The organism is Corynebacterium mustelae (assembly GCF_001020985.1).
GTDB classification, from domain to species: Bacteria; Actinomycetota; Actinomycetes; order Mycobacteriales; family Mycobacteriaceae; genus Corynebacterium; species Corynebacterium mustelae.
In genome coordinates, this window is record NZ_CP011542.1 from 1,006,608 (window position 1) to 1,019,441 (window position 12,834).

The following is a 12,834-nucleotide window of genomic DNA, read 5'->3' on the forward strand; positions in this document are numbered from 1 at the left end:
ACAGTGCGAACAAACCGATGCGTGTGGTGGTTACGGTGACGGTGGGTTTTTGCGTGATGATGTGACATTAAAAACCTCACGAACTAAAACCTGCATGATTGGTTACTCTTGTAAACATGAATTTTATTTTGAATGTGATCTGGTTTCTTTTCGCAGGGTTGGCCCTAGCTTTTGGCTATTTTCTCTTTGGGCTCATCGCTTGTGTCTTTATCGTGACCATCCCGTTCGGGGTGGCAAGTTTTCGCATGGCAAGTTATGCACTATGGCCCTTTGGCCGCACAGTGGTGGAGCCAGCCACCGGCGTTAGTGGGGCATCAACCATCGGCAACGTCGTGTGGTTTGTGGTCGCCGGGCTATGGCTGGCATTAGGGCATGTCATAACAGCAGCTGTACAGGCTATCACTATCATCGGCATTCCCCTAGCGATAGCGAATATCAAAATGATCCCAGTAACATGTTTCCCATTTGGGAAGAAGATTGTCCCTTCCGACGCCATTCCGTTCGGCTACCGTCCGATGGTATCGATGTAAAAGGGCGCGGATCGCACTGTCATGCCCGAAGGTGATTCGATATTTCGGTTAGCTCACCGATTGCAATTCATGGTGGGGCGCGAAGTCGTGCGTACTGACATCCGGGTACCTAGATTCGCTACAGCAAATTTCACAGGAACCACCTGCACCCGGGTGTGGGCGTACGGCAAACACCTATTCATGCAGTTTGGCTCAGACGTTTTGCACACCCACCTGAAAATGGAGGGCTCCTGGTCAATCCACCGACTTGGCGCGAAGTGGCGCAAACCCGGCCACACGGCGCGAGTGGTGCTGCATTTAACTGATACGTCGGGGCCGATTGAATTAGTAGGGCACTCCTTGGGTTTCGTCCGGGTATTTCCCGCAACGCAGTACACCAATCACATAGCGCATCTCGGGCCAGATATATTAGACCCACAGTGGGCAGAAGGTGGTTTCGCTGAAGCTTTACGACGCATCAGATCGACACCAAACCGGGCAATCGGTACCGCACTACTGGATCAACGAAACGTAGCCGGAATCGGAAACGAATATCGTGCTGAGATATGTTTCATCGCGGGAATCCACCCCGCCACCCCGGTTGCCAACACCAACACTGCTGAGGTTCTTAGTATCGGGCGAAAGCTCATGTGGGCTAATCGATTGTCACCGCAGCGAGTAACAACTGGAATCCGGCGACCAGGTGAATCTGCCTACGTTTTTGGCCGAAACGGAAAACCATGCCGCCGCTGCGGCACCAGTATCAAAAAGGCCGAACTGGGCGGAGACTTTAATGATCTTGAGCGCATCATTTGGTGGTGCCCTCACTGTCAACCACTTATGCCAGACGATCCGCCTACCTCATAGAGGATGAGAAATCATGTTTCTTCTTGTGCTACGCATCTGCCGCTTTTTTAGCCAACGCCACCGCATGCTTTCGCTCATTCCACCAGAACTCAAGCACACCGCGTGCAAGCACCTGATCCAACCGAATAACCGCTTGTCACTATGGTTTTTCCGTACATTCCGAAACGCTGCCACTGCGCCAGCCCCGCACGTGAGGCTAACCCGTCGCACGGTTAAAAGCTCTGGTGCGGATATCTCCGTTTTCCAGTACACACCGAAATCAACGTCTATGGAGATCCCAGGAACACCGGTTGTGTTATGGATACACGGCGGCGGGTACATCATGGGATCTGCAGCCGTGGACCACGAATATTGCTCGTACCTTGCACAGGATTTACAATGCCAGATCTTCAGCGTTGACTACCGTCTGGCTCCGGAACACCCCTATCCAATTCCGCTTGATGATTGCTACACGGCACTGGAATGGCTTTGCTCTCAAACCCCCAGCAGTATCGTTGTCGTGGGCAGTTCCGCTGGCGGTGGTTTAGCCGCAGCCTTGGTGCAACGGGCGGTAGATAACAAGATCACGATTGCCTTCCACGCTCTGATATACCCAATGCTTGATGATGCAACTGGTCACACCGATACAACAACTACTTTTGCACCGTTATGGTGGCCAAGTGCGAACCGCTACGGGTGGCGCAGCTACCTTGGCGGAAACGGTAAAACCACCAAGCCTGGCTGCTATGCGGTGCCAGCGCGCCGGGATGATCTCAGTGGGACACCGCCAGCGTGGATTGGAGTGGGCACCCTTGATCTGTTCTACGCCGAGAACGTTGCCTATGCGATGCGGCTACCTGAATGCGAACTAGTAACAGTACCGGGTATGTATCACGGTACAGATATTCTGGTCCCCAATGATGAGCGCATGGTCGCGTTTAGGGACTCGCTTCTTACAGCTATCCGAAAGCATCTAGCCTAAAACTGATAAAAACACTGGTAGCTTGCCAGGAAACTAGCAAACTACCAGTGCGAAGTCATGTGTTTAATTACGGTGTGCGCGGAACCACTTGATTAATGCATCAGTGGAGCCATCGCCAGAATTGACTTCCTCGGCACCAGAAACTGCTGGGGCCAAATCATTGGCTTGCTGTTTGCCCAGCTCTACGCCCCACTGGTCGAAAGAATTCACGTCCCAAATAACACCCTGCACAAAGGTGATGTGCTCGTACAATGCGATTAACGCACCAAGTACAGCGGGGGTGAGCTCCTGTGCAAGGATAGTGGTGGTGGGGCGGTTGCCTGGCATAACCTTGTGGTTAACCAACTCTTGTGCCACTCCTTCAGCGGCGATCTCTTCGGCGGTCTTACCGAAGGCCAGCACCTTAGTCTGTGCGAAGAAATTGCTCATCAGTAAATCGTGCATACTGCCAGTTCCATCAGCGGTGGGCAAATCCTGCTTTGGGCGGGCAAAACCAATGAAATCCGCTGGAATGAGTTTCGTACCCTGGTGCATCAATTGGAAGAAAGCATGTTGGCCATTAGTGCCTGGTTCACCCCAATAAATCTCGCCTGTTCCACAGGTCACCGGGCTGCCGTCGTGGCGCACCGATTTGCCGTTGGACTCCATCGTCAATTGCTGCAAATACGCTGGGAATCGCCCCAAATCCTCAGAGTACGGCAAAACTGCGTGGGTTTCGGCACCGAAAAAGTCGTTATATAGCACACCCAACAGACCCATGAGCACAGGAATATTCTGATCAAGGTCAGCGGTACGGAAGTGAACATCCATCGCGTGGAAGCCCTCTAAAAACCGCATGAAATCCATCGGCCCAATAACCGCCATCAAGGATAAACCAATAGCGGAATCCACCGAATAGCGGCCCCCCACCCATTCCCAGAACCCAAACATATTCTTGGTATCAATACCGAATTCAGCGACTTTCTCCGCATTGGTCGACACCGCCACAAAGTGCTTTGCTACGGCATCCTCAGCACCAAGCTTATCCACCAACCAGCGCTTGGCAGCATGAGCATTGGCGAGAGTTTCTTGGGTAGTAAAAGTCTTAGAAGCAACCACAAAAAGCGTCGATTCTGGATCGCATTCATCCAAAACGGATACCATGTCTGCCGGGTCGACATTAGAAACAAATTTGGCAGAAATACCAGCAGTCGCATACGCGCGCAGCGCCTTGACCGCCATTACTGGACCAAGATCAGAACCGCCGATACCGATATTGACCACAGTTTTAATCGTGCGTCCGGTATAGCCCAGCCACGACCCAGACCGCAGAGCAGTTGCGAAATCCCGCATCCGACCGAGCACCTCATGAACATCAGCAGCGATGTCTTGTCCATCCACTACCAGATCGGCGCTTGCTGGCAACCGCAGGGCAGTGTGCAGCACAGCTCGATCTTCAGTGTCATTAATGTGCACACCGGTGAACATATCCTCAATACGTTCAGGCAGCGCAGCCGCATGGGCGAGATCCACCAATGCTGCCCGGGTGGCGTCGTCAAGCAAATTCTTGGAAAGATCAACATGCAACCCTGCCGCATCCAGGCTATATTTCGTTGCGCGCTCAGGATCGGCCGCAAAAAGCTCACGTAACGTGGTCGAGCTTAGCTTTTTCTGCGCTTCAGCAACCGTGTGCCATTGGGGAGTTGAAGTAATGTCGAGGGACATAATGAAAGGTTCTCCATTTCTAAACAAAAGTGTTTGTGGCTGTATAAACTACAAACCTCTTCTAACGGTAGTCAATAACGCTGCCGCTTTCCGGCGTGCACCTTGATCCACGACGGCCAAGACCATATTTTTTTAAGAAAGCCAGCGATACATCTAACACCAGCCGCACCACGAGGAAGCAGGGGAACATTAACCTAGCCGACCGCGCCCCATTCGCAGCAAAATCTGCGCCAAACCAGGGCCTTCGTCGCCTAACTCCTCCCGAAACTGATTGATGATTGCAACCTCACGGGTATGCACCAACCTCGTACCGCCAGAGGACATCCGGGTTTTACCGATCGCTTTGGAAATCTCCGTGCGTCGTTTAACCGCATCTAAAATAACCCGATCCAACCGATTGATTTCTTCCCGGTACTGCTGGATTTCCGCATCTGAAAGCGGATCGTCCGTACCCGATGGCGATCGAATATCAAAGTGTTCCGGCAAAGGCTGCGCGTCAGTGCTCATGGCTGTTATTGTGCCAGAATTCACCTAAGATCAGGAAGTACGTTCAACCAGTAAGGGGGAAGAAGAACCGTGAATTTTAACCCGATACGGGCAAAGCCAAGAAGTGTTGCCAACCCATGTTGGGGCAACGTTGTAAGTTGGAAGAACCATGAGTGAAAATAGCGCCTCCCCATTCCTGCCACGACACAACCACCCCGCTGAACAACCTGACCTATTTTCCACACTAGGAGGGTTCGATGATCGTAGTAATACGCCAAACCCCATCGAATCATCGCCACCAAAGCAACCACAGCTGATAGAAGAACCACCCATACTAAAAGAGCCGCTGCCAGCTGAGCCGCTACCCCCTAAAAAACCGGCCACCGCACCAGCTGCCCGCGCAGCTTCCCCTGCCGACAGCGCAGTAACCACCCCAGATTCGCCGTTTAGAGCCACCTCGGTATCACGCAGTCCGATTGTGGCTACAACCGACCTCATCGCAGGGCTTAACCCCGAGCAACGCGAAGCCGTGGAGCATATCGGTAGCCCCCTTCTCATCATCGCGGGCGCAGGTTCTGGAAAAACCGCCGTCCTCACAAGACGCATCGCCTACCTTATGGGCCAGCGAAACATCAGCCCCGGCCAGATTCTCGCGATTACCTTCACCAATAAAGCCGCCGCTGAAATGCGTGAACGCGTCACCGGGTTGGTCGGGCCAGTTGCAAACCGAATGTGGGTAGCAACATTCCATTCCACCTGTGTACGGCTGCTTCGGGAACAAGCACATCTCGTGTCTGGGCTGAACACCAACTTCACCATTTACGACACCGACGATTCCAAACGCCTATTAGCCATGGTTGCCAAGGATTTGGAACTAGACCCGAAGAAATTTCCACCGCGGCTTCTGGCCACCGGAATTTCGGCGCTGAAAAACGAACTGATCGACCCCGAGACCGCACTTGACGAGGCTGAAACCACCCGCAACCCATACAATAAAGCGATCGCGTTAGCCTATCAGGAATATCAGAAGCGACTCCGGGCTGCCAACTCACTCGACTTTGATGACTTAATCGGGGAGGTAGTGACTATTTTCCGCACCCACCCCGAAGTTACAGCCCACTATCGGCGCAGATTCCGGCACGTTCTCATCGACGAGTACCAAGACACTAACCACGCCCAATACGTACTCATTAACGAGCTTGTCGGTACTGGGGAAGAAGCTGCCGAGCTTTGTGTCGTGGGCGATTCCGACCAGTCAATCTACGCTTTCCGGGGCGCCACGATACGCAATATCGAAGAATTCGAACGCGATTACCCACAAGCCCGCACCATCGTGCTGGAACAAAACTACCGCTCCACCCAAACGATCCTCTCTGCAGCCAACGCCGTTATCGCCCACAACGAGAACCGACGCGAAAAGAAACTCTGGACCGACCAAGGCGCAGGAAATAAAATCATCGGGTACGTTGCTGACAACGAACACGACGAAGCGCGATTTGTGGCACAAGAAATCGACCAGTTGATAGATGAAGGCAAAAACTTCGGTGACATTGCCATCATGTATCGCACCAACAACTCATCTCGTGCGGTGGAAGATGTCTTCATTCGCACCGGAATCCCATACAAGGTGGTTGGTGGCACCCGATTCTACGAGCGCAAGGAAATCCGCGACATCATCGCCTATTTGCGGGTGCTCGATAACCCTGACGACGAAGTCTCAATTCGTCGCATCATCAATACGCCGCGCCGGGGGATCGGGGACAGGGCGTTAGCGTTTATTCAAGTGCATGTGGACAACACCGGTGTTAGTTTCAGCCAGGCGCTTATCGACGCCAGTAACGGTGAGATTTCCATGCTCGGTAGTCGGGCTAAAAACGCGGTCGCGGGTTTTGTCGAATTGATGGCTAACCTGCGCTCCGAATCGAACGAGTTAATAAACGATGTCACCGGACTTCCAGACATTGGTGCAGTAGTATCCCGGATTTTGGATGCAACTGGCTATAAAGCGGAGCTGGAACTAAGCAATGACCCACAGGACGGTGCCCGGTTAGATAACCTCAACGAATTGGTTTCTGTTGCCAGGGAATTCAGTTCCGAGGCGGCGAACCAATTGGCGTTTCAACAGTCAGAATCCGGCGACGACATAGCGCTATCTCGCGACGTTGGTGAGCCGCAACCGGGATCATTGCAAGCATTTCTGGAAAAAGTATCGCTGGTGGCCGATGCCGACCAGATACCGGATAACGACCAGGGTGTTGTCACACTCATGACACTACACACCGCTAAAGGTTTGGAATTTCCAGTGGTCTTCCTACTGGGGTGGGAAGATGGGCAATTCCCGCATCTACGCTCATTGGGTAATCCGCGCGAGTTGGCGGAAGAACGTCGGTTAGCGTATGTAGGAATTACTAGGGCCCGAAAAACCCTCTACATCACCCGTGCTATGTTGCGGTCGTCGTGGGGTAATGCGGTGACCAATCCGGCATCACGATTCCTAGAAGACATCCCAAGCGACTTGATTGATTGGCGTCGAGAAGAACCAACCGCATCCTCTGGGTGGGGAGAGGACTTAAGCTACGGTGGGGTGAGCCAATCGGGTTATTTCTCCGGCGGTTCCGGCTCTCGGTATGGCTCATCGAAGCCAGGACGCTCTCGTCCGGGGATACCGAAGAAACCACTGGACCGAAGCAACCTGGAACTTGTGGCTGGCGACCGAGTCAATCATGCGAAATACGGTTTGGGTACGGTGCTGAGCGTGGATAACGCCGGGTCATATCCCTCCGTTATGATCGATTTCGGTTCCGCAGGCAAGGTGCGGCTGATGCTCATCGGAGGGGTGCAGATAGAGAAACTGTAACCAAAAACCCACAGCTGCCTTCCGGTAGCCGGTTGGGCGCTGTGGGTAGATGGACGGTTGCTTTTCGACGTTTCTAGTCTTGGCGGTAACTGAGATACTTATTGCTTCTGGTTGCACAGTATCCCATTAGTGCCGCGATGAGTGGCACAACCAGGCACAACATCACCACGAGCTGCCATTGGACATGCCAGAATTCCAGGTTACCGATGCTAATGACCTCACCATTTTCGTCATATTCTGTGGGATCAAGCAGCAAGAAAGCAACAATGTGCCCCAGAACGACTGCCGGAACAGTGCCCACTAGTGCCATCATTCCCAGATAGAAGGCACCTACCCGGCGCATGAGCTTCGTCGGTGCCCCAAGCGCGTATAATTGTTCGTTTTGGGCGCGTACCTGAGCTAAGGAAAGCACGATGATGAGCCCAATAATCGCCAGGATTATCGCACTGATAAAAAGCAACGGAATCAGCGGAGACGGCATTGGGTTATTGAGAGCGTGTGCTTCAATGAAATTGTTCTTAGTGGTGATGCGTTCCGAAATTTCCGTCATATCGTCATGTGTGATTGGGCGGTCACCTATGACTGCATGGCCGATATAACTTGCAGATAATCCAAGTTTCTCAGCGGCTTGCGGGCTGATGATCCACCCGCTGAATTCCTCGGGCAATGCGGCGCTAAAAGGCACTGTGGCTTTAGCAGAGACTTTTGGTTTCTTATCTTCTGACAGGAAGGTCTCCACGATGAATGGTTGATCACCGCTAAGCGGAATAGCTGACGAGCCTACTATTCCACCAGCTTCAAGTACTTTGGTTGCCTGCGCTAGTGTCGCCTCGGATATGGTGTTTGGGTTGGTGTTTATCAACTGTAAAAGTTCCACACCGCCGATCAGAACCGAATCGCTACCACCTAACCACGATGGGCTATGAGCTCCACTTAAGCGATGATATCTACATTTACGTGCAGTTTCAGAATCGAGCGTGGCGTTAGGATCCGAGGATTGATAGTACTCATCAAGCTTTTTCACGCAACCGTCATCAAGGCTAAAAGACGAGATGTCGAGATCGTACGACGAAGGTTCGTTTTCCCCCTTAGCATAAAGCGGAATAGTCGGGAGGTTTTCATGTTCCGGTGCAATCACCTTAGAAACGATGTCTAGCGCCTCTTTGATTTGCGGCGACGGTGTCTGACTTTCATCTGAGGAAAGCTTGTCCACTGGCACAGTCTGTGCTGTTTCATGGAACCTAGTGCTAGGGGTGACTACTATGGCCTTTTCATTAAACGAATCTGTTGCGATAGTGTGGTTTTCCAATGCATAGGTCGAATCCATAACAATGAAACTGGTAGTGACGAACACTATGCCGATGATCGCAGCGACGATTGATGACGACTTGAGCGCTTGTCGACGTATCAGCCGTCCGGCCAGTTTTGCTGCTAGCGGTTTACGGACAGCTCCTAAGGCGAAAATCAATGCGGGGACACTTGCGAAAAGGAAGACGACGGTTCCTAAAGTGCCCAAAGATGACGCAATCGAATAAAGCGTATATAACACTTCGTCGGATGTGGACTGAAAATCCCAATCATAAGTAATGGAGTTTTCCACCATCTTAGCGATTGCTAGCACAGCTAACCCGATGGGGCCGATAGCCATCCACTTTCGCCATTTCCGTAACCGGTCTGGTTGGCTTTTCTCCACACCCGACATGATGCTGCCTCGTGCTGCGAGAAACGCTGGTATCGCCGCCGCAATGGTTGAGCCGATGACAGCAAGGACGAAACTTAGAATCAGCCACTTGGCGTTAAACGCTATCGGCCACCCGGCAAATGTGCTCTTCCAGTGGATAAGGGCCGCGAGTATGCCTACCGTAATTCCGATGGTGCCACCGATAAGCCCTGCGATGGTGCCATAAGCCATAACAGCTAGCCGAATGTGCCGCCGGTTCGCGCCTTGGGAACGCATGAGTGCATAGACTGCGGTTTGTCGGGAAGTCGCTATGGCGAATACTGGACTGATCACCGCCAAGATAAGCAGACCACCGACTGCGTAAAAGGAGAGTATGAACAGTAAAAACGGGAGTTCGGAAAAGACGGAATCGTGTGGAATGAAATCGGTTTGGGACGATTCTAAGTCTTCCCGATATTGTTCGTACATGTCAGCCGGGTCGATTCGATCCGGGTGCTGGGATATGTTCTGATCGCGAACGACAATCCCTAACCGGTTGAGGGTCTTTACATCTTGCCAGGTGATCTCCCGTGATCCGGAGATGCTCCATGTCGCCTGGTGTTTGGAAGTGACCTGGGCATCTGATACGAGCGTTGGTGCCAAAACGTAGTTATCCCAGCCGGGGCTTATAGATGACACAGTTAGCGTCTTCGGTGTGCTGGAATTAACAGCGCTGATGACGGTATTGCTGTCACCCCAGGTAAGTGAAGTGATCTGAATCTTGTCGCCGATCTTTGCACCTAGCCGGGAAGCGGTGTCTTCGGTGAGAACTACACCATCTGTAGGGATATCGGGGTTACCAGGTAACAGATGAGTACCGTCTAACTGGGTTACAGATTCCTGAACGGAACGGCCATGGATCTCAAAAATTGCGGTGGCGCTGGCACGCAATTCCGCATGAAAGTCATCGCCTAATGCGGCGGTGATGTCATTTCGGGATATTTTTTGGTTTTCCAGCTTCGAAGCCGAATCTTCTTGCAATGGTGTGGGACGGTAGGTTTCAGGATTAGAAGCGAGACCGTCTTTACAAGTGTAAAGCCACCCGGTGTAGTCCTGTTCGCAGTCAGTTCCAGACTTTATAGCGATCGTTTTAATTGATGTCAGTTGGGAGAACTGCTCGCTTGATGCCCCGATGATGAGCATAAACGATGCCATTGCGACCGGAATAGCGATGAGAATGATTGCGGCCAGACTGCGGAATGGGTGCTTACGTACGTCCCGAATGGTTGGGCGAATTGCGGCGGTAATCGAGCTCATGGTTGGGGTACCTCTCGCGAAGTGATTTTGCCATCACGTACGTGGATGACCCGGTCGGCCCAGCCCGCGAACCGTGGTTCATGGGTAACCAAGATTCCAGCAGCACCTTGATCGATGCGGTCGCGAAGGATACGCAAAACCTCGTCACCGGTGGCGGTATCTAACGCGCCGGTTGGTTCGTCGGCAAGCAATAGTCGACGGGGGCCAATGAGCGCCCGAGCGATGGCTACACGTTGTGCTTGACCGCCAGAAATTTCGTCGGGAAATCGCTCTGCCAGTCCGGCTAGGCCGACCGCAGCTAGCGCTTCTTCCACTTCGGGACGCAGCTTTTCGACGTCTTGTCCGTCGAGTTCAAGCGGAAGAGCGATGTTCTCACCAACGGTGAGCGTCGGAACCAAATTAAAGCGCTGAAACACGACGCCGATATGGGTACGTCTAAGCTGTGCTGTTTTAGCATCGTTCATCGTGGAGGTATCAATACCATCAATGAGGACTCGGCCCGAGGTAGGTGGTTGGAGTAATCCCGCGACATTAAGCAGGGTAGATTTTCCAGAGCCGGATGGGCCCATGACCGCAACTAATTCGCCAGGTTGTACCGCCATGGAAACGTGATCAAGTGCCGTAACTGTGTGCGGTTCGGTGCCGAATACGCAGCAAACGTCTTGTAATTCAACGGGAAAAGCGTTCATTTTTGTTCTCCGTCACGATGAGATTTGGCGGGATTGGCTGTGGCAGCGGCAAGCGACTCAACGCGGTCGAGCCACCGTGCTTCTGCCTCTAGATCAAAGATTCTGCGTTCGATATGTAGTCTTTCGGCGTTGCGGGTCTGCGGAAGCGAGCGGCTATGGGAGTTTAACGTTCGAAGTTGCCCCAATATGGCGGCACGTTGACTATCAAGAATGCCAAGAATATTCGGTTGGTGGCTGCTAGATGCCAGGATAATTTTCGTCACTAACTCGTCGCGGTCGCTTAAGGCTCTGGTTACTGGGGCATTCCACCAGTCTTTAAGCGCCAGTGTCCCAGACTCAGTGAGTGAGTAAGTGTCGGCCTGATGTCCATTAGGGCCGGTGATAGATCCTGCGGTTTGAATTAATAAATCGCGTTCTAAGCGACTTAAGGTTTGCGATACTTGTCCGATGTTGAGTTTCTGAGTGCCTGCAGTGCGCTCTAAAAACTCTTGTTGCAGCCCACTGGCGGTGCGCGGCCTATCGGAAAGTAGTGCTAGTAACGCAAATTTTATTGACATTTCTAGCTCCTAGCTGGGAAGAAACGGGAAAGTTGGGCATTAGTTACCGGGTAACCTACGGTAAAGGTTACCCGGTAACTAATGGAATGTAAATACCCACTAAGGAAATTAAGCTTTTTCTTATTTTGCGGTGGGGTGGGGGTGGGGTGCGGGTGAACTCACGCGGGGGTACTAGCGGTTTTGCAGCAAAAGCCCTGGTGGGTGACCTGCCGTAAAAATAAAAACCTCGACACTCAATAAAGTGCCGAGGTTTCTTGGAAGTTGGGGGCTTTAGGAAATCGTGATTCCGCGTTCAGCGAACCAGGAAACAGGGTCAACTGCCCCGTTGCCGGTTGGGTGGATTTCGAAATGAAGGTGGGAGCCGGTGGAATAGCCACGGTTGCCCATGCCTGCGATGTTTTGTCCTGCCTGGACTCGTTGGCCAACTGCAACAGCAAGCGTCTCCATGTGTCCGTAGACGCTCATAGAGCCATCATCGTGCTTGATGCGTATCCAGTTACCGTATCCGGACGCTGGGCCGGAATCGATGACTGTGCCGTCCATAACGGCGAGGATTGGGGTGCCCACTGCGTTGGCGATGTCAATGCCAGCGTGGAAGCTGCCCCAGCGAGGGCCGAATCCTGAGGTGAATACACCTTCTGCGGGGCGAGCGACGGAAACCTTAGGGGTACGTGCCGCTTCATCTGCCTGGGCAAGTTCTTGAGAGTAGGCGATAGCCTTGTTGAGCTGGTCGTGGAGATTAACCACTGGCTTAAACTCGGCGATGGCTAGGATTTGTGGTGCTGATGAGCCTATCGCTGGGAGATCGTTAGATGCGAGTTGAATGCCTACGGTTTCGGCTTGCGCGGTGTGAGCCAGTGCGGCTCCCGTTGCGCCTGCGGTAGAAACAACACCGGTTGCTGCTGCTACGAAAGCGACCCGGCCCTTAATTGGGGTGGTCTGCTTGCGGTGCTTGCCACCATTGTTTGGTCGCGTCTGCTGCATGGAGCCCTACTTCCCTTACATTTATCAATCTTGGCTACGATCCGGTTGCGTTACGCTCCAGATCAGTTTGTAACCATCTTGTTATCTTCCGAGAGGTAACACTAGCGGGTTACTTCGAGTCAAGCAAGCCGTTTTGGGGACTCTATATGAATCTCCTTAACGTTTCCCTTGGTTAATCCTCAATGAAAATAGGTTACTACATGGCAGTTTGTTGATACGTGAAAATTTTACAAAAAGGTAATT

The 12,834-nt window shown here is 52.5% G+C and carries 10 protein-coding genes; 4 read left to right on the forward strand and 6 right to left on the reverse strand.

Features of this window, described 5'->3' with window-relative positions; all coding sequences use genetic code 11:
- The first annotated feature begins 116 nt into the window (after positions 1-116).
- From CMUST_RS04730 to CMUST_RS04740, 3 genes are read left to right on the forward strand one after another with little or no spacing between them, the layout of a single operon-like run.
- On the forward strand, positions 117-530 hold the full coding sequence (locus tag CMUST_RS04730; RefSeq protein WP_047261542.1) for a YccF domain-containing protein: 414 nt from the start codon (positions 117-119) through the stop codon (positions 528-530).
- Between the two features lie 21 nt (positions 531-551).
- Positions 552-1,376: an Fpg/Nei family DNA glycosylase gene (locus CMUST_RS04735; protein WP_047261543.1), complete on the forward strand. Its 825-nt coding sequence runs from the start codon at positions 552-554 to the stop codon at positions 1,374-1,376.
- 13 nt (positions 1,377-1,389) lie between these two features.
- Entirely contained in the window at positions 1,390-2,337 is a 948-nt protein-coding gene (locus CMUST_RS04740; protein WP_047261544.1) for an alpha/beta hydrolase, read from the forward strand.
- A gap of 63 nt (positions 2,338-2,400) precedes the next feature.
- On the opposite strand, the gene pgi is transcribed toward CMUST_RS04740, so the two are convergent.
- Together pgi and CMUST_RS04750 are read right to left on the reverse strand one after the other, a co-directional pair.
- Complete coding sequence (pgi, locus tag CMUST_RS04745; protein ID WP_047261545.1) at positions 2,401-4,041, reverse strand: glucose-6-phosphate isomerase; 1,641 nt, start codon at positions 4,039-4,041, stop codon at positions 2,401-2,403.
- 189 nt (positions 4,042-4,230) lie between these two features.
- A complete protein-coding gene (locus tag CMUST_RS04750) occupies positions 4,231-4,548 on the reverse strand; it encodes a chorismate mutase (protein ID WP_047261546.1) in 318 nt (105 codons plus the stop codon).
- A gap of 148 nt (positions 4,549-4,696) precedes the next feature.
- Between CMUST_RS04750 and pcrA the strand changes: the two genes are divergently transcribed.
- Positions 4,697-7,384, forward strand: a complete 2,688-nt coding sequence (gene pcrA, locus CMUST_RS04755) for a DNA helicase PcrA (protein ID WP_083987417.1) — start codon at positions 4,697-4,699, stop codon at positions 7,382-7,384.
- 73 nt (positions 7,385-7,457) lie between these two features.
- On the opposite strand, the gene CMUST_RS04760 is transcribed toward pcrA, so the two are convergent.
- The 4 genes from CMUST_RS04760 to CMUST_RS04775 all read right to left on the reverse strand — a co-directional run bounded on the left by CMUST_RS04760 (position 7,458) and on the right by CMUST_RS04775 (position 12,591).
- Entirely contained in the window at positions 7,458-10,361 is a 2,904-nt protein-coding gene (locus CMUST_RS04760; protein WP_047261547.1) for an FtsX-like permease family protein, read from the reverse strand.
- Positions 10,358-11,050: an ABC transporter ATP-binding protein gene (locus CMUST_RS04765; protein ID WP_047261548.1), complete on the reverse strand. Its 693-nt coding sequence runs from the start codon at positions 11,048-11,050 to the stop codon at positions 10,358-10,360. Before CMUST_RS04765 ends, CMUST_RS04760 begins: the two co-directional genes overlap by 4 nt.
- Positions 11,047-11,607 (reverse strand): PadR family transcriptional regulator, encoded by a 561-nt coding sequence (locus CMUST_RS04770; RefSeq protein ID WP_047261549.1) that lies wholly within the window; start codon positions 11,605-11,607, stop codon positions 11,047-11,049. Before CMUST_RS04770 ends, CMUST_RS04765 begins: the two co-directional genes overlap by 4 nt.
- Positions 11,608-11,877: 270 nt before the next feature.
- The gene (locus CMUST_RS04775; RefSeq protein WP_047261550.1) at positions 11,878-12,591 is read right to left on the reverse strand and encodes a M23 family metallopeptidase; all 714 of its coding nucleotides are present in this window, start codon (positions 12,589-12,591) and stop codon (positions 11,878-11,880) included.
- Positions 12,592-12,834 lie beyond the last annotated feature (243 nt).

Bases quoted from the DNA above. Each gene is read 5' to 3' on its own strand.
- pgi (WP_047261545.1), bottom strand. From the start codon at position 4,041: ATGTCCCTCGACATTACTTCAACTCCCCAATGGCACACGGTTGCTGAA.
- pcrA (WP_083987417.1), top strand. From the start codon at position 4,697: ATGAGTGAAAATAGCGCCTCCCCATTCCTGCCACGACACAACCACCCC.
- CMUST_RS04740 (WP_047261544.1), top strand. From the start codon at position 1,390: ATGTTTCTTCTTGTGCTACGCATCTGCCGCTTTTTTAGCCAACGCCAC.
- CMUST_RS04750 (WP_047261546.1), bottom strand. From the start codon at position 4,548: ATGAGCACTGACGCGCAGCCTTTGCCGGAACACTTTGATATTCGATCG.
- CMUST_RS04775 (WP_047261550.1), bottom strand. From the start codon at position 12,591: ATGCAGCAGACGCGACCAAACAATGGTGGCAAGCACCGCAAGCAGACC.
- CMUST_RS04765 (WP_047261548.1), bottom strand. From the start codon at position 11,050: ATGAACGCTTTTCCCGTTGAATTACAAGACGTTTGCTGCGTATTCGGC.
- CMUST_RS04760 (WP_047261547.1), bottom strand. From the start codon at position 10,361: ATGAGCTCGATTACCGCCGCAATTCGCCCAACCATTCGGGACGTACGT.
- CMUST_RS04730 (WP_047261542.1), top strand. From the start codon at position 117: ATGAATTTTATTTTGAATGTGATCTGGTTTCTTTTCGCAGGGTTGGCC.
- CMUST_RS04735 (WP_047261543.1), top strand. From the start codon at position 552: ATGCCCGAAGGTGATTCGATATTTCGGTTAGCTCACCGATTGCAATTC.
- CMUST_RS04770 (WP_047261549.1), bottom strand. From the start codon at position 11,607: ATGTCAATAAAATTTGCGTTACTAGCACTACTTTCCGATAGGCCGCGC.